The sequence below is a fragment of the Bradyrhizobium sp. WSM4872 genome, assembly GCF_055811715.1.
Genome location: NZ_JBVVPT010000004.1, coordinates 223,631 through 240,663 on the forward strand (window position 1 = coordinate 223,631; position 17,033 = coordinate 240,663).

Genomic DNA, 17,033 nt, shown 5'->3' on the forward strand with positions numbered 1-17,033 from the left:
AGAAGGATAGGCCTGGGCGACTGGTAGGTCTTACCTTTCTTTCCGAACATCACGCCTATTGTGGTAGAGTTATCCAAAATGATCTATACGAAGGTAGATTAATCCAATTTGGCGGTATCCATGATTGAAGACCAGGACGCGCGGATTCTCGCCTTCCTTCAAAAGGATGGCCGCGCCACCAACCAGCAGCTCGCCGACGCCGTTGGCATGTCGACGTCGGCGTGCTGGCGCCGGGTGCGCGCGCTGGAGGAGAGCGGTGCCATCCAGGGCTATGCGGCCCTCGTCGCGCGCGAGCAGGTCGGCTTTGCGATGTCCGCGATCCTCCACGTCTCGCTGGAACGGCACGACGCAAAATTCGTCGACGAGTTCGTCGCGCGGGTAACCACGCGGCGTGAGGTGCTGGAGTGCTTTGCGACCACGGGCGATGCCGATTACCATTTGCGCGTCGTCGTGCAGGACATGGCGGCCTACAACAGATTCCTCGACGAATTCATGTTCCGCATTCCCGGCATTCGCTATGTGAGAAGCAACGTGGTGCTGAAAGAGATCAAGACGGGCGTGGCCCTGCCGTTTTGAGAGGCAGCGCTTCGTCGTCCCGGCGAAGGCCGGGACCCATAACCACGAATGCCAATTGCCTTGCGAAGCCGTAACGACGAGTCCTAATCAAAACATCTGCTGCGGCGCATGGGTCCCGGCCTTCGCCGGGACGACACGGTTGGTGCAACGTGGGCTACCGCTCCTCCCGCACGAACCTGTTCCGCAGCGTGCCGATGCCGGTGATGTCGATCTCCACGACATCGCCGTGCTCGATGTCAGGCGAGGCACCATCCGTTCCCATCCAGATCACGTCGCCGGGCCATAACGTAAAGTATTTGGACAGCTCGACCAGGAACGGCATCACGCCGAAGATCATGTCGTTGGTGCGGAATCGGTTGGTTTCCTTGCCGTTGACCCGGACGATCGTTTCCATCCTGTCGAGGTCGGCTTCGGTCTCGATCCACGGGCCCATCGGCTTGAACGTGTCGGCGTTCTTCGAGCGCCACAGGCTGCGGTCGGCCTTCTGCCAGCTGCGCTCGCTGACGTCGTTGCCGATGGTGTAGCCGAACACGCAATCCATCGCATTCTGTTTGGTCAGGTGCCTGACCTTCTTGCCGATGACGACGACGAGCTCGCCTTCGTAGTGGATCTTGTCCGTCGCGAAGGACGGGATCATGACCTCCTCGTCATGTGCGATCAGCGCATTCTGGGCGCGATAGCCGATCTCTGGTCTGTCCGGCACTGCCGGCACTTCGCCGCGTTTGTCGGCGGCCTCCTTCAGGTGCTTGAGATAGTTCAGGCCGACGCAGTAGAAGGTGCGCGGAATCAGCGGAAGCTCGATTCTAACCTGCGACAGCGGATGCGTGCGCGAGGTCCGCTGCCATTCGCCGAAGGGATCGCCGTCGACCGCAATCACCCGGTCACCCTCGACGATTCCCCAGGACGTCTTGTCCGCGGCGGTGAATTTCAGCCAGCGCATGCCGTGTCTCCGTTGTTATTCTGCGGCATCGCGCGGCTGCACTTTCCAGTCGCCGGCAGCCGGCCGCTTCAGCCCAAGATTTTCCCGCAGCGTCATGCCGCGATACTCCTTCTGGAACAGTCCGCGCCGCTGCAATTCCGGCACGACATGCTGCACGAAATCAGCATAGGAGCCGGGCACATAGGTCGCGGCGATGACGAACCCGTCGCAGCCGCGCTCGACGAACATTTCTTCGAGCTTGTCCGCGATCTCCTTGGGGCCGCCGACCATGGCATCCTGGACCTGACCGCGGCCGGAGAAGGTGACGAAGTCGCGCGCGCTCGGATTGCTCTTGCCGGAGTTCTTGAGCACGCCGTCGCGGATGCCCAGAATGCCCTGCATGCTCTTTAGCTCTTCAGTCGTCAGCGGCTCGTCGAGATCCTTGGAGGCGAAGTCGTAGTTGAGCGCTTCGGCCAGCAGCGACAGCGCGTCGATCTGCAGCGGTAGCTTGTTGATCAGCGCCATCTTGTCTTCGGCCTCGGCTTGGGTCGCGGCGCAGACTGGTGTCGTCAGGTTGCACAGGAACATCGCCTCCGGATCGCGGCCGGCTTTCGCGGCCTCGTTACGCACGGACGCATAGCCGTCCTTGGCGGCGGCGAGGTTGCGGGCAGCGGTGAAGATCACCTCACCCCATCGTCCTGCAAAGCGCTGGCCGCGGCCGGACGCGCCGGCCTGGATGATCACGGGGTGACCCTGGTCGGAGCGCGGCACCGTGAAGGGACCGCGCGACTTGTAGAACGGGCCCTTGTGATCGAGCCGCTTCACCTTGGCTGGATCGGCGAAGCGGCCGCTCTTTTTGTCCATGATGAGCGCGCCGTCTTCCCAGGTATCCCAGTGGCCAAGCACGATCTCCATGAATTCGTCGGCGCGGTCGTAGCGGGAATCATGTTCGGGATGAGAGTCCCGCCCCATGTTGTGTGCCTCGCCGTCATTGAGCGAGGTGACGACGTTCCAGCCGGCACGACCGCCCGACATCAGGTCGAGCGTTGCGAAGCGGCGGGCGATGTCGAAGGGTTCGAAATAAGTCGTCGAGCCGGTCGCCCCCAACCCGAGCTTCTCTGTCACCATGCCCATCGTCGTCAGCACGATTAGCGGGTCCATCTTCACGCAACGGATGCCGTATTCGACCGTGTGGGCGTGATCGTTGCCGTAGCGGTCCGGCATCGCCAGCCGGTCGTCGAAGAAGGCCATGTGGAACTTGCCGGCTTCGAGGATTTTGGCGATCTCCTGATAATAGTCTGCCGACATCGAATCGTCGCGCGAGTCCGGATGTCGCCACGAGCTCGGTAAATTCGTGCAGTTCTGGGCCTGAAGGAAGCCGACCAGTATCATCTGCCGCGTCATGCTGCTGTTCTCCGAATTGCGTCAGGCCGAAATCCGTCAGGCCAGGTCGAGGACCGTATCGAGCCTGTACTCGCGCGCCAGCGCGCGCAGCTTTTCCCAGGTCGCATCCTCGATCTCGATGCCCTCGCGCAGGCGCTGCTGCTCGCGCACGCCCTCGATCTCACCGGGATAGAACACGCCCTTGCTGCCTTCGGAGGGCGGGGTCGATTTGAGATAGCGTGCGAACTCGGCGACCTCGCGCTTGAACTCCTGCAGCGGGCGAAACGCGGCGACGTTGAACACGGCCATAAAGCAGCCGTCATTGTGCCGGCCCGTGGGCTCGACGCCGAAACCGAGGCCGGCGAGCAGGCCGCACAGGACCTCGACCATGGCGGCGAGGCCGCTGCCCTTGTAGCCCTCGGTTCCGCCGAGCGGCAGCAGCGCGCCGCCCTTGCGGTATTGGGTCGGATCGGTGGTATGTCGTCCTTCGGCATCAATGATCCATCCCCTTGGAATCTCCTCGCCCCGGGCGACAGCGAGCTGGATCTTGCCGGCCGCGACCGCCGAGGTCGCCATGTCCAGATAGAACGGCGCATCGAGGTCGGACGGCACCGCGATCGAGATCGGATTGGTGCCGAGCCGTGCCTCCTTGCCGCCGAACGGCGCCACGTGCTTCGGCGAGCGGCCGGAATCCGCCGTCGCGATCCCGATCATGCCTTCGCGCATTGCCATCAGCGGATAGGCGGCGAGGCGGCCGACATGGCTCTGCCGGAACACGGTGCAGGCCGCGACATTCGCCGTCTTCGCTTTCTCGATCGTCAACGCCATCGCCTTGGCGTTGACGTGGAAGCCGAAACCCCACCGGCCGTCGATCACGGTCGTCGTCGGTGATTCCCGGACGATGCTCCATTTGGCGCCGGGCACGATGTGGCCGGCCTTGATCCTGTCGATATAGGTGGGAACGGCGATGACGCCGTGGGAATCGTGGCCGGCGAGATTGGCGTTGACGCAGCCGTGTGCGACCGCGTCGGCCTCTTCCTCGGAAGCCCCGGCAGCCCGAAGCAGCGCGGCGCTGATGCGCGTGAGGCGGTCGGCCTGGACGATCGGCATGGCGTTTCCTCAGGTCTCGCCCTTGGCGGGCTGTGCTTGTTGGAAGCCATCGTCTCAAAGCACAGATGCGATATCAATCTCCGGTAAACCAACACAGGGCTGCAAATTCGTAAAGGGAGCGCGTCTTTGGCCGAACCGGCATCCGGTACAGCGGCTTTTGACAGTTTCGCGACAGCTGTTTGCGGCTCGTTCACTTTGATCGACGGTTTGCGGGAACCAATAACCACCATTTAGGCCGTCGCCTTCATAAAGCTATCCGGGAGAAAATGGCAGAAATGCCGGGGAGTTGAGATCGTGCAGACGACCCTCGCGCGCACATTGGCAGCGTTGAGCGACATCAACGAAGCCATCCTTTACGCGAAGTCGCCGGACGAGCTGTACCAGAAGGTCTGCGACGCCGGGTTTTCGAGTGGGGACTTCATGGCCGTCGCCGTGTTCCTGGCGGAGCCGGATGGCCGGCGGCTGCGGTTTGCTGCCGGCTGCGGCGACGACGTTGCGCGGCTGCGTGCGATCAAGATCACCACGGAGGCCGGCACGCCGGAGGGATCGGGCGTCGGCGGCGAGGCCTTTCGCAGCCAGGGGATCTGCATCAGCAACGATTACCTGAACGATCCTCGCTCGCTCGCGTGGCGCGAGGGCGCCGCCGGGGCGGGTGTCGGCGCAGCGGCGGCGCTTCCCCTGATCTGTGGCGGTCGCAGTATCGGCGTGTTGTATGTGACGCGCTCGGGGGCAGGCACGCTCGACGAGGCGATGGTCTCGCTGTTCGAGCGGATGTCGAGCAATATCTCGCATGCGCTGGAGAATTTGGCGCGCGAGACGGCGCGCCTGGATGGCGAGCGGGCAGTGCGGCGGCTCAATCGCATGTTCGGCGCCCTCACTGCGACGAATGAAGCAATCCTGCACGCCAGCACTGAGCAGGACCTATACCAGCGAGTCTGCGACGCCGCTGTGTATAGCGGCAAATCATTTGCGACTTTCGTTCTGCTGCGCGAGCCGGATTCCGAATGGCTGACGCCGGTGGCCGCGACCGGACAAAATCTGGATCTGATCAGACAGTCGCGTTACTCGATTGATCCGGAGAGCCCCTACGGCAAGGGCATCTCCGGTGAGGTGTTCCGGAGCCAGAAAGCGATTGTCGAGGACGACCTCCTCAATCGTACCAAGGGGACGACCTGGGAGCAGACCAACGTCAATGCCGGCGCCGTCGCCTGCGTGGCTGCTCCCCTCATCAAGCGTGGCACCAGCATCGGCGTGCTGTTTTTCTTCGTGAGCAAAGCCTGGGCGAAAGACGAAGGCATCGTCGCACTATTGCTGCGCATGACCGAAACCGTATGCTTTGCGCTCGAGAACTTTGACCGCGATAAGGAAAAGGCCCAGATCGCGCTGGAGGAGGAACGGCTGGCACGCATGTACGCGGCGCTAAGCGCGACCAACGAAGCCATTCTGCGGGCGCGGTCCCGCAGCGAACTGTTTGATCTGGTTTGCGAAGCCACGGTGCAGGGCGCGAAGTTCGCCTCGACCTCGATCGCGTTGCTCGACCGCGACGCGGGACTGCTTCGCATTGTCGCATCCTTTGGACCGAACGCCGCTGAGGTGCGAACCTTCAGATTGCCGGTCAGCGACAAGGTGCCGGAGGGACGTGGGCTGACCGGCACTGCATTCCGGACGCGGCAGCCTTGTATCAGCAACGACATCCTGGCGGACGTACGCCTCGAGCCCTGGCACGCCAGCGCGCGTCGCAACGGCATCGCGTCGTCAACCGCGCTGCCGCTGTTCAATGGTGACAGAGTCGAGGGCGTATTCCTGTTCAACTCGCGCGAGCGCGGCACTTTCACGGACGAGTTTGTCGAGCTCCTGCGCAAGCTCCAGGCCAACGTCGCCTTCGCGCTGGAGAATTTCGATCGGGCCGACGAAAAAGCGCGGGCCGACAAGCAGCGTGATCGCCTGAGTGGCATGTTCGAGGCGCTGAGCGCCACCAATGAAGCTATCATGCGCGCCAAGACGCGCGAGGAGCTGTTCGAAGTCGCGTGCCAGGCCGCCGTGCTCGGCGGGGTGTTCGCCTCCGCGACAATCGCCACTTTGGACGACACACGTGAACTTGTCCGGGTGGTCGCCGTGAAGGGACGCCTGCAGGAACGAATGGTGGGACGCACCTGCCTTGTTTCCGCCGGCCATCCTGAAGGCCAGGGAATCATAGGGATGTCGCTGCGGACCCGCCGGGCCAGTGTCATCAACGATTATCTGAACGATCCGCGATCGGTGTACTGGCATTCCAAGGCGATCGAGGATGGAACCCGGGCTGCTGCCAGCTTCCCGCTGCTGCGGGGCGGCCAGGAGCCGATTGGCATCCTGCTCTTCCTCGCACCGGAAGAGAATACGTTCACACCCGATTTGGTCGAACTGCTCGGACGTCTGGCTGAAAACGTCTCTTTCGCCCTCGACAATTTCGATCGTGCCGAGGAGAAGGCCCGCACCGAGGCGCAGAAGGAACGCCTGACGCGGATGTTTGCGTCGCTGAGCGCCACCAACGAGGCGATCATGCGGGCGAAGTCGCGCGCCGAACTGTTCGACCTCGTCTGCCTTGCCGCTTCGAATGGCGCAAAATTCACCTCGACCACAATCGCGCTCGCGAGCGCCGATAGCGACCAGCTGGAAATCGTCGCCAGCGCCGGACCCGCGGCCGGCACCACGCGCACCGTCCGCCTCTCCATCGACCCCGATTGCCCGGAAGGTCGTGGGATGAGCGGCACGGCGTTCCGCACGCGCCAGCCTTGCATCAGCAACGATTATCTCAATGACGATCGCGTCCGCGCCTTCCATGCCATCGTCCGCGGCGACGGCGCGCGCTCGGGCGCGGCATTCCCGCTGGTCGCCCACGACCAGGCAGTTGGCGTCATGATCTACTTGTCGGCGGAGCCTGCCGCCTTCACCGACGAGTTCGTCGAACTGCTGCGGCGTCTCGCCGAAAACGTTTCCTTCGCGATGGAGAATTTCGATCGCGCCGACGCGAAGAACAAGGCTGACGAACGGATCGAGTATCTCGCCTCCTATGACAGCCTGACCAACCTGCCCAACCGCGAGACCTTCAATGCCGTGTTGCGCGCGGCAATCGATGCAGCGGAGCGCCATGACCATCGTTTCGCGGTGCTGTTCATCGATCTCGACCGGTTCAAGGTCATCAACGATTCGCTCGGCCACGAGGCGGGCGATTTGCTCCTGCTCGAAGTCGCCGATCGATTGCGCAGCGCTCTGCGGGCGAGCGACGTGGTGGCGCGCCTCGGAGGCGACGAGTTCGTGGTGATCCTCGACCAGTGCGGCGAGATCGACGACGTCCAGCGCATCGCGACGGAACTGCTCAGCGTGCTCGCGAAGCCGATGGAGCTGGCCGGCCACGAGTGCCACACCACCGCCTCCATCGGCATCGCGATGTATCCGGCCAATGGTGCCGACGCGCTGACGCTGACCAAGAACGCCGACATGGCGATGTATCTCGCCAAGGAGGACGGCAAGAACGGCTATCGCTTCTTCTCCAAGGAAGTGAACACGCAGTCGATCGAGCGGCTGTCGCTGGAGAGCGCGCTGCGCCGGGCGCTGGAGCGGGATCAGTTTACTTTGAACTACCAGCCCAAGGTGGACATGGTGACTGGCCAGATCACCGGCGTGGAAGCGCTATTGCGCTGGGCGCATCCCGATCTCGGCAATATCTCGCCGGCACAGTTTATCCCGCTCGCGGAGGAAACCGGACTGATCGTGCCGATCGGCCGCTGGGTGATGAAGGAGGCCTGCGCGCAAGCCATGGCCTGGCAGCGACGCGGCCTCTTGCCGGTATCCATGGCGGTGAACCTGTCGCCGCGCCAGTTCGTCGACGAGCATCTCTTGCAGGACGTCGACGAAGCGCTCGCCGCCAGCGGCATGTCGCCGGTGCTGCTCCAGCTCGAAGTCACCGAGAGCATGATGATGCGCAATGTCGGACGTGCGATCAAGGTGCTCGACGCCATCCAGAGCCGCGGCATTCGCTTGGCGATCGACGATTTCGGCACCGGCTATTCGTCGATGTCGCTGATGAAGCATTTCCCGATCGACACCATCAAGATCGACCGCTCCTTCGTGCGCGATTTGCCGCAGGACGCGGAGGATCAGGCGATCGCGCAGGCGATCATCAGCATGGGCAAGGCGCTCGGCATGACCGTGGTGGCGGAAGGCGTCGAGAACGCCGAACAGGAGGCATTCCTGCGCACCCATGGCTGCGACGAGATGCAGGGCTTCCTGATCTCCAAGCCGGTGCCGGCGCGGCAGATGGCCGAGCTGCTGCGGCCGATGGAGCTGCCCGTTGCGCCGCCGCTCCAGCCGGAGCCGGACCATGCCGCGACCGAGGCCGCGGCGCTACGGTTGAAAAGCGCTGTCGTCTGATGGCTGCGGGTGGAGCTCGCGGACGTCCTCGTCCCTGATCTCCGCCTTGCGTGGAAAATTATCCGGCCACGGAAGTGAGGTTTGTTCGGCGAAGAGCGCAATAAGGACATGCGCTCCTTCGGCAAAGCTCGAGCCGTCGTCAACGCCGAGCTCACGACACCAGGCCTGTCGCATCGGCTCGTGCGTGTCGAATACCGCCATCGCCGGACCCCACCACCAGGCCGGCGCCGGCGATCGTTCGTCCTCCGGCACGGCATGCCAGAGGATGAGCTCGTTCATCATGCGCTCGAATTGCAGGCTTGCGGCCTGATGCATTCGTTCCGTGCTCCCTTGGGTCGCGCCTGAAAGCAGGCCGATGCGCGGACTCGATTGTGGCCTTCGCTGTGAAAAGCTGGCTCGCGCTATTGGCTGAGCCGATTGTGCCGCTTGTGTCGGCGGCCATACAAAAACATACGGCGGCCGGGAAAGTTGCCGACGCGCGACTGTGACAGTCTCTTTAGCCGCTTATGAGCCCGACCCGCAAGGCGCAATACCGGCGCCGCTGGCGTTGAAATAGCGCAGGCGAGGCTGATGACCGGCGGCGGTCATGTCTTTGTCTAATCAGCGATTGAAGGGCCGGTTGCGGCTGAACAGCAGATAGATCGCGCGGGGGTTGGTGGTCAAATAGCGCCAGAACAGGCGGCGGGGCTCGAGCAAGGTGCGCCAGGCCCATTCCAGCCCGATCTTCTGCATCCATCGCGGCGCGCGGGTGCGGCTGCCCGACAAGAAGTTGAACAGGCCCCCGGATGTCTTGATGACGCCGACATTGGTGAGATGCGGGGTGAATTCCTCGACGAACGCCTGCTCGTTTGGCACGCCCAGCGCAACCCAGAGATAGTCCGGCGCTAGCGCGTTGATCTCGTCGACCTTCGCGCGCAGCGCCTCGCCACGGAGATAACCGTGGCTGTGGCCGACGATCTTGAGGTTTGGATACATCTTTCGGACGTTCTCGACCGCAGCGGCGTTCTCGTCCTCGCTGGCGCCGAACATGTAGAAGGTGCGGCCGACCGCTTCAGCCTTGCGCGCGACGACGTGAAACAGGTCCGTCGTGGCGACGCGCTCGGGCAGCGGGAACCAGGATTGCAGCCTGGATGCCGCCACCAGCGGCTGGCCATCGGCGTTGATGAGGTCGGCGCCGCGGAACAGGCGCTCGGTTTCCGGTTCGGTCGAGCACCGCGCCAGCACCTCGCCATTGGCCGAGGTCAGGTGCAGCGGACGGCCGATGCGATGGCGCGGATCGGTCGCCTCGATCATGAAATCTGCGGTCGCTTCCAGGTCGAGCGCGGCCATGCGAAGGCCGCCGATGGTGATCCGCGGCACGTCGGCGGTTGCGGCCCGGCCATCGAGATTGATGCGGCGCTCAAGCATATTGTCTGCCTCGTTGGCGAGCTTGGGCCATAGGGGTGAGTTCGTCGAGCACGACGCCGACGAGCTTGCGCTCGGCGCGGCCTAGCGTGCTCAATATCTCTTCCAGGCCGTCGTTGATGTCGAGGCTGGTCGGCAGCACCGCCACCAGCGCGTCGGCATCATCGAGCAGCTTACGGCTGCCGGCCGTGAGTGGTGCCGCGGGGCCGTCGAGGATCACGAGGTCATAGCCGCCGGCGGAGCGCGCCTGCTCGATGGCCTTGCGGATGGCGTCGGTGGCCTTGCTTGCGTCGCGTTCGGCGGCCGGCAATACCGAGATGCTGTTGAGCGTCTTGATCTCGCGCGCGGCCTTGCTGCCGATCGAAAGCCATCCGACCCTGCTCGGCTCGCTTTTGCCGGGACGGCTGACCTTGTTCGAGAGCGGGTGCGCTTGATGGTCGGCATCGATCATCAGCACCCGGGCGCCGTCGCGCGCGGCCGCGAGCGCGAAATTCAGCGCGGTCACGCTGCGCCCGGTGGTCTCACTGGCACCGACGAGTGCGATGACCGGCATTGTCTTGCCGCCGGCGCGCCGGGCCGCCGTAGCGCGCATGTCGCGCCAGGCGTTGAGCAGCGTCGTCAGTGGAAAGCCGGGGCGCAGCGTTGGCCAGCCCAGCCGGGTGAGGTCGATGCCGCCGCCGGTGGCGAGAATGGCACCGAGCGTATGGATGACGTCGGCCTCCTGGAGGCGCGCGATCAGCGGCTTTTCGATCAGGGGCTTCTCGACCATCGAAGGTTGCAGCGGCGGGGCGGCGAGTTCCGGCAGTGCCTCCGCGACTTCCGGGGCTCGCGAAACTGACTGAGGCCGGGCGGTCTCCGGCGCCCGCGAAGGCTCTGGAGTTCGCGGATCTTGCGGCAACGGAGTGCGATTGGCACGGGCCGGCGCCGTCGCGACCGCACCGGCGAGCAGCAGTTCGGCCGCGACGAACCAGCTCGATGCAGCGATTGCGCCGAAGATGAAGCCGATCATGGCGAACAGGCTCATCGCCGGCGGGAACGAGCGCCGCTGCGGCACCGTCGCCTCGCCGATGATTCGGGCCGCCGAGGTGTTCAGCGTCTCCTGCTCCTCGGTCTCGCGCGAACGCTTGAGGAAGGATTGATAGACGTCACGGCTGGCATCGGCTTCGCGCTCGAGCTCGCGCAAGCGCACGGCGGCCTGGCTGAGCTGGACGCTCTGCCGCTTCTGTGCCTCCAGCGCCCGGCTGAGCGAGGCTTCAAAGTCGCGGGCGCGCGTCAAATCGTTCTTGGCGGACTGGGCGAAGCGGTCGATCTCTTCGTTGATGGTGCGCTTGAGATCCTCGACCTGCTTCTCGGTCTGGCGCAGCGCCGGATGACGCGGGCCGAGTTCGCCGGCCTGCTCCGCATATTTCTTGCGCGCGTCGGCATATTGCGCGCGCAGGTTGGCGATGGTCGGCGATTGCAGCGCCTCCGAGTTCGCGCCTGCATCTGCCGTGGTGCGTCGGCTCGCCTCGATCTGGTCGAGGCGCGCCTGCGCATCCATCGTCGCGGCGCGCGCGGCGGAAAGCCGCTGGTTGCTGGCGGAAAGCTGCTGGTCGCTGATCAGCGCATCCTGCGTGCCGACGAAATTGTTCTGGGCCTTGTAGGTCGCGAGCACGGTCTCGGCGTTGCGCAGCCGTTCGCGCAGCTCCTTCAGGCGGCCGGAGAGATCGTTCGTGGCGCGCCGCGCGGCGGAAGCCTGCGAGTTGCGGGATTCCGCGAGGTAGGCGCTGGTCAGCGTGTTGGCGAGCATCGCCGCTTTCGCCGGATCGGTCGACCAGACCTCGATGTCGACGATGAAGCTCTTCTCGGTCTTGCGGATCGTGATGTGCCGGTTCAGCGCCTCGAGGGCAGCGAGCTGCACTTCCTTCTTTTCCGTGGCGGAGGGCGAGTGGGGCTGAAGGCCGATCAGGCCGAGCAGCGACGCCATCACACCTTTGCCGTCGGCGCCGCCGCCGAATTCGGGATCCTTGTCCAGGTCGGCCTGCTGGATCACCTGGAGCAGCACGCTGTTGGAGGTGATCAGGCGCGCCTGGCTCTCGACCACCATCGACATGCCGGACACGTCCTGCGCGCGGGGCGTCAGCTCGCGATCGACGAGCTGAAGCTCGCGTGGGTCGACATAGAGCTGTGCGGTGGCGGTGTAGCGGGGCGTCAGGCTTTTGCCCACGGTGACGGCGACCGTTGCACCGAGCAGCGCGGCGACGGCAATCGCGATCTTCCGCCGCCAGAGCAGATTGACGAGCTCCAGCACGTTGAAACCGGCCAGAGGCCGCTGCTGCGAGGCCTCCGGTCTGGCCCGGTCTATCGGCTGGTTATAGTCAAGCATGATCCCCAGCTTTCATTCCAAGTGCCGCGTGCTGAGGGGGTACTCTTCGCTCTACGCCACGCACCTCGGATATAGGTGCCCACTCAACGCAACAGGGAAAATTAACCATACTCATTGAGGGACTATTCACCGAAATGGCAAACAAAGCGTTTAAGCACATGCCACTCTTCGACGCGTCGTCGTGACGCGTGCGATGGCGGGGTCCTTCAGAGATTAACGGTTCGTTACCGCGTGCGTCGTGGCCGCGAGGGTTCGCTGGTCTTGCGATCGGCCGCGCGCGCACCATGGCCGTCAGCTTTTCCGCAGGATGACGTGATAATCGCCGCGGCGGACGTCGGTCCCGCGCGGGAGCACGGCGTTCAGCACGGCGGCGCCGGCGTCGACCATGGCTGCGAACAGCGGCTTGCGCCGGCGCATCTCGGGATAGCGCGGGCTCTCGACCTCACGGCGGTAGATCATCTCGAGGCCATTGGCGGCGGCGAACACTTCGAGCCTCGGCAGCGACACCAGGGGATGGAAGAAGGTCGGGAACGGCGGCTCGCCCGGCAAGCCGGCGTCCTTGATGCCTCGGATGTGCCGGTAGAACCAGACGTGGAACCAGTGCGGCGAGTATTTGGTGACGACCCCGGACAACGAGCGCGGATTGGGCGCGCCGATCAGGATCATCCCGCCGCGCTTGAGCGCATCGCGGAAATTCAGGAGTGCGGCGTCGACGTTGGGAAGATGTTCGATCACGTTGTAGCAGATCACCAGATCGAAGGTCTCGCGCCCGAAGCGGTAGGTCTGGACGTCGCCGAGGATCGCTTCGTCCGCGTAGCTGTTGTTGCGAACCTGGTCCTCGTCGATGTCGACGACGGTGACCTTGCTTCGACTCAGCAATTCCGGCGGCAGGACGCTGCACGAGCCGCCTCCGGCTTCATAGGTGGCGAGCTGGCCCTGCGGCAGTTCGCGGCGCAGTACGTCGTGGACGGCGAGCAGACTGTCGCGGGCTTCACCGGGGACGAGATCGTGTAGCGCCTGAGTGTGGGCGATGGCCGCGGGAATCTGGACCGCCGTGGCTGTCGCGAAATCGATCGTGGCTGGCTTGTTCATATTTTTTTTCTGACCGCGCTTGTTCGACTTAAATTTACAGGAAAAATCTCGTGTAGCCGTAGAGCAAATCCGATGCCGCGACGCTTCACCCGTCACGGTGCTTACGATCGGGTTAATGGGCATGTGCGTTAACTACGGCATCGTCCGCGCCAGCCGCCATCGGCGCGGTGGACCGCGAATTGCAGTGTCACGCGCGCAAGGTTTCGCAGCAGAAGCACCGCGAAAGCGGTTGAACATATGGATGGCCGAACATCGGCGGCGTGGCGCCGTCGCGAGGCTCAAACCGGTCGTTCATTTTGGGACGGATTCGTCCCGCGGCGATGTGCCGTCGCGGGACGGCGCTGATCCCCGGGATCGAAGCAGGGCTTTTTCAATCTATCTCGGACATCTAGAACGTCATGACATTGATTCCGACAGACCTGTCCGCCACGCGTATTTCGGATGCCGTGCGCGATCCCAACCGGGAGATCGCGGCCAGCTCGCGGATTATCGACCTGTCGGTTGGTATCGTCGTCTGCATCCCCTGCTTCCGCCGCCCGCAGCATCTGCGGTTGACGCTGGACTCGCTCGCCAGCCAACGCACCCCGCGCTCGTTCGCCGTCGTCATGGTCGAGAACGATGCGGTCCGGCGCGAAAGCGCGCCGGTGGCCGCGGAATATCTCGCCGACGGCAGGCTTCAGGGTGTCTGCCTGGTCGAGAAACGGCAAGGCAACGTTCAGGCGATCAACGCTGCCTTCGAGACGGCGCTGGCGCTGTTTCCCGCCGCGACCCGGTTCCTGATGATCGACGACGACGAGATCGCTTCGCCCGATTGGCTCGAGCTGATGGTCCGCACCGCGGAGGCGACCGGCGCCGCTCTGGTCGGCGGGCCGGTGCTGCCGGTCTTCGAGGACCGCAGCATGCCCTGGCTTTCGCGCCACCCCGTTTTCTGTCCCGCCTATGATTACAGCGGCGCTGTGCCCCTGATCTACGGCTGCGGCAATTGCCTGATCACGCGTGCGGCGTTCGAGAGGTTCGCCCGTCCCGCCTTCGACCCGCGCTTCAACTTCCTCGGGGGCGGCGACTGCGATTTCTTCGTGCGCTGCCGCAATGCCGGCATGACGTTCCACTGGACGGCGGAGGCTGTCATCACCGAGACGGTGCCGCAAAGCCGCACTCGTTTCGGCTGGATCGCGAAGCGAGGCCTGCGCATCGGTGCCATCAACTATCGTGTGCAGTCCAAGTCCGCGCACGGCGCAGCGGCGCGAGTGTGGGTGTTTGCGCAGATGCTCGGGAGGTTGCCGTTAGCGCTAGTGCGCGCGGCCGCTCTGCTGAAATCGTCGAAAGCCGTCGTCGCGATGCATCCCGTGATGGTCGCGCTCGGCTCGGCGCTCGCCGCGTTCGGTATCGAGCCGAAACCCTATAAGGCCTCGAAGATCGTGTCCTGACGCCGAGGCGGCGGGCTAAATACCAAAACAGGCGAGGGCGACCCTAACGGCGGAGCGCGGCAGCGATTTGAGCGAGCGGCGCCCGACCATTCCCAGATAGGCGAAGGCCTGGCGATATCTGCCGAAGCGGACCGCTTGCATCGCCGAATACGTGATGAGATGAACCTCGGCGGCTTGGCGCAGCCCGGCTGCCATGCCCGCGGGCAGTCGCGCCATGATCAGCCCGTCATCGAACACCCGCGCGATCGCCGGAAAGAAATCCTGTGGCGTCCGCACCGCCGCGTTCATGGTGTTGGCCGTGTGCAGGCGGTAGTCGAGCAGAAGGTTTGGCGCAAATTCGAATTCGCCGATCGCCGCAAGACGGCACCAGCAGTGCCAGTCCTCGCAATATCTGAGCGAGACGTCGAAGCCACCGATGGCGCGGAAAGCCTCTGCACGTGCGAGCGCAATGCCGCCATTGACGATGAAGTTGCCGGCCGCGAGCCGCGCCAGCACGTCGCCGGATGGTTTGCGGCGTCCTTTCAGCAGATCCCGACGGCCGATCTGCCGTCCCTCGCTGTCGATCGTGTTGTAGTCGCCGTAGACGAGAACCGCGCGCGGCGCGCCACGCGCAGCCGCCAGCAGCGCCGCGACCGCGCCGGGCCGCAGGCGATCGTCGGCATCGAGGAAGAGCAGCCATTGGCTGCTCGCATGGTGGGCGCCGAGATTGCGCGCTGCCGATACGCCAGCGGCGCCGTTGGTCATCAGGCGCAGTCGAGGGTCACGAATGGCGCGGACGATGGCGGTGGTCTCGTCGGTCGAGCCGTCGTCCACGACGATCACTTCGCTGACCTCGGCCTGCGCCAGTGCGCTGGCGAGGGTTTCACCGACATAGGCCGCAACGTTCTTGGCGGGAATGACGACGGACACCGATGTGGTTGAGCCGACCTGCAGCGGGACGCGCGCCGCCGGAGCGACGCGCGATGTCGCCGGCAATTCGAGAATTTCTTCCGCGGTGATCAAGATACGACTCGCCTTTAACCGTCTGTTAACCAGGGCGCTCTTGCGAGTTGGCAATGCGATCGATCGCAACCTTGGCCGTCGCGAATGATACTCGCATTGGGAAAAAAGCGTCGCCATGAAGGCTGCCGCAGTGCTGGTTTCGTCAATTAGCGTTAAGCCGCCGGCATTAAGCCTGTGGCAAATTTGGAAGAGTGCGACAGCCGGTCCCATGCGAGAATGCGCATCAGGCCGCCGCGGATGGACCCCAGTGCCCGCAAAGACATTCGACTACGATCCCGACGACATGGTCCTCAACCTGTTCTACGAGGACAAGGACGATCGCTGGTTTCCCGGCGATCGGCATCTGCGGCGCATGGCGCGTCGCATGCTGCTCGGCGAGCCGCGCATGAGCGGGCAGCTCCGCGTGTTCCTCAATCTCTGTGCGGGACTCGATCGGCTCGGTATCCGCTATCGCGTCAACGACTATGGCTACATCGCGCGGCATCCGGGCGAACTCGCCTGCATCATCGGCCGCACCTTCCTGCTCGACAAGTTCGCCTGGAAAAATCCGATCCTGCTCGGCGTCGCCGCCCACAATCATCCGCTCGACGATCCCGACCTGTTCAAGCGCCTGCCGGTCAAGAAGGTCGTGGTGCCCGGCCCGTGGTACGCCGACATGTATCGGCCGCATTGGCCCGACACGGAGGCCTGGCCGATCGGCATCGACACGGATCTCTGGGCACCATCGCCGACGTCGCAAAAGAGCGTCGATGTCCTGATCTACGACAAGGTGCACTGGGACCGCGATCGCCATGCGGCGGAGCTGATCGAACCCGTCCGCGCCCGGCTCACGAGGGAAGGCCGCTCGTTCACGGAACTGCGTTACGGCAGCTACAAGGAGGAAGACTATCGGGCCGCGCTCGCGCAATCGCGTGCGATGATCTTCCTGTGCCAGAACGAGAGCCAGGGCATTGCCTACCAGCAGGCATTGTCTTGCGGCGTGCCGGTGCTGGCCTGGGATCCCGGCGGCCCGTGGCGAGATCCCGACTACTACCCGCATCGCGTCCAGTTTGCGCCGGTGTCGTCGGTGCCGTACTGGGACGATCGTTGCGGCGCCAAGTTCGTCGACATCGCCGGGTTCCAGGCGGGCTGGGATGATTTCTGGGCCGGGTGCGCCGCCGACACGTTCGATCCGCGCGGTTTCGTGCTCGACAATCTCACGCTGGAGCAGCGTGCCCTACAATATTACGAGATCGCGCGGAGCATCGTGCGGCAGCAGGCGGTGCCGCAGAGCCCCGCTGGACTGGTTGACGAATGCTTAACAGGGATCGGCTAAGACTTGAAGCTTCCCCCCGGCTTCACCACC

The 17,033-nt window shown here is 64.2% G+C and carries 12 protein-coding genes; 4 read left to right on the forward strand and 8 right to left on the reverse strand.

What is annotated here, in order from left to right; all coding sequences use genetic code 11:
- Nucleotides 1–120: 120 nt before the first annotated feature.
- A complete protein-coding gene (locus AC0L3C_RS08550) occupies nt 121–576 on the forward strand; it encodes an Lrp/AsnC family transcriptional regulator (RefSeq protein WP_473407659.1) in 456 nt (151 codons plus the stop codon).
- A 154-nt stretch (nt 577–730) separates the two neighbouring features.
- Here AC0L3C_RS08550 and AC0L3C_RS08555 read toward each other — a convergent pair whose 3' ends face one another.
- The 3 genes from AC0L3C_RS08555 to AC0L3C_RS08565 are packed head-to-tail and all read right to left on the reverse strand — an operon-like array spanning nt 731 to nt 3,988.
- Entirely contained in the window at nt 731–1,516 is a 786-nt protein-coding gene (locus AC0L3C_RS08555; protein ID WP_473407660.1) for a fumarylacetoacetate hydrolase family protein, read from the reverse strand.
- A 15-nt stretch (nt 1,517–1,531) separates the two neighbouring features.
- Nucleotides 1,532–2,899 carry an LLM class flavin-dependent oxidoreductase gene (locus AC0L3C_RS08560; RefSeq protein WP_473407661.1) on the reverse strand — a complete coding sequence of 456 codons (1,368 nt, stop codon included), beginning with the start codon at nt 2,897–2,899 and terminating at the stop codon, nt 1,532–1,534.
- A gap of 36 nt (nt 2,900–2,935) precedes the next feature.
- Complete coding sequence (locus tag AC0L3C_RS08565) at nt 2,936–3,988, reverse strand: Ldh family oxidoreductase (RefSeq protein WP_473407662.1); 1,053 nt, start codon at nt 3,986–3,988, stop codon at nt 2,936–2,938.
- 294 nt (nt 3,989–4,282) lie between these two features.
- Here AC0L3C_RS08565 and AC0L3C_RS08570 point away from each other — a divergent pair, with 294 nt between their 5' ends.
- Nucleotides 4,283–8,398, forward strand: a complete 4,116-nt coding sequence (locus tag AC0L3C_RS08570; RefSeq protein ID WP_473407663.1) for a GAF domain-containing protein — start codon at nt 4,283–4,285, stop codon at nt 8,396–8,398.
- Here AC0L3C_RS08570 and AC0L3C_RS08575 read toward each other — a convergent pair.
- From AC0L3C_RS08575 to AC0L3C_RS08590, 4 genes are all read right to left on the reverse strand, one after another.
- Nucleotides 8,372–8,713 (reverse strand): hypothetical protein, encoded by a 342-nt coding sequence (locus AC0L3C_RS08575; RefSeq protein WP_473407664.1) that lies wholly within the window; start codon nt 8,711–8,713, stop codon nt 8,372–8,374. The two genes, AC0L3C_RS08570 and AC0L3C_RS08575, sit on opposite strands and share 27 nt — an antisense overlap.
- Before the next feature lie 285 nt (nt 8,714–8,998).
- Nucleotides 8,999–9,805, reverse strand: coding sequence for a WecB/TagA/CpsF family glycosyltransferase (locus AC0L3C_RS08580; protein ID WP_473265717.1), 807 nt, complete (start codon nt 9,803–9,805; stop codon nt 8,999–9,001).
- Nucleotides 9,798–12,167 (reverse strand): exopolysaccharide transport family protein, encoded by a 2,370-nt coding sequence (locus AC0L3C_RS08585; protein ID WP_473407665.1) that lies wholly within the window; start codon nt 12,165–12,167, stop codon nt 9,798–9,800. Before AC0L3C_RS08585 ends, AC0L3C_RS08580 begins: the two co-directional genes overlap by 8 nt.
- Before the next feature lie 291 nt (nt 12,168–12,458).
- Complete coding sequence (locus AC0L3C_RS08590) at nt 12,459–13,259, reverse strand: class I SAM-dependent methyltransferase (RefSeq protein WP_473278668.1); 801 nt, start codon at nt 13,257–13,259, stop codon at nt 12,459–12,461.
- A 398-nt stretch (nt 13,260–13,657) separates the two neighbouring features.
- On the opposite strand from AC0L3C_RS08590, the gene AC0L3C_RS08595 reads away from it, so the two are divergent.
- Nucleotides 13,658–14,686 carry a glycosyltransferase family 2 protein gene (locus AC0L3C_RS08595; RefSeq protein WP_473265720.1) on the forward strand — a complete coding sequence of 343 codons (1,029 nt, stop codon included), beginning with the start codon at nt 13,658–13,660 and terminating at the stop codon, nt 14,684–14,686.
- Between the two features lie 15 nt (nt 14,687–14,701).
- Here AC0L3C_RS08595 and AC0L3C_RS08600 read toward each other — a convergent pair whose 3' ends face one another.
- The gene (locus AC0L3C_RS08600; RefSeq protein ID WP_473407666.1) at nt 14,702–15,688 is read right to left on the reverse strand and encodes a glycosyltransferase; all 987 of its coding nucleotides are present in this window, start codon (nt 15,686–15,688) and stop codon (nt 14,702–14,704) included.
- Between the two features lie 247 nt (nt 15,689–15,935).
- Between AC0L3C_RS08600 and AC0L3C_RS08605 the strand changes: the two genes are divergently transcribed.
- Complete coding sequence (locus AC0L3C_RS08605; RefSeq protein ID WP_473407667.1) at nt 15,936–17,003, forward strand: glycosyltransferase; 1,068 nt, start codon at nt 15,936–15,938, stop codon at nt 17,001–17,003.
- Nucleotides 17,004–17,033: the final 30 nt, after the last annotated feature.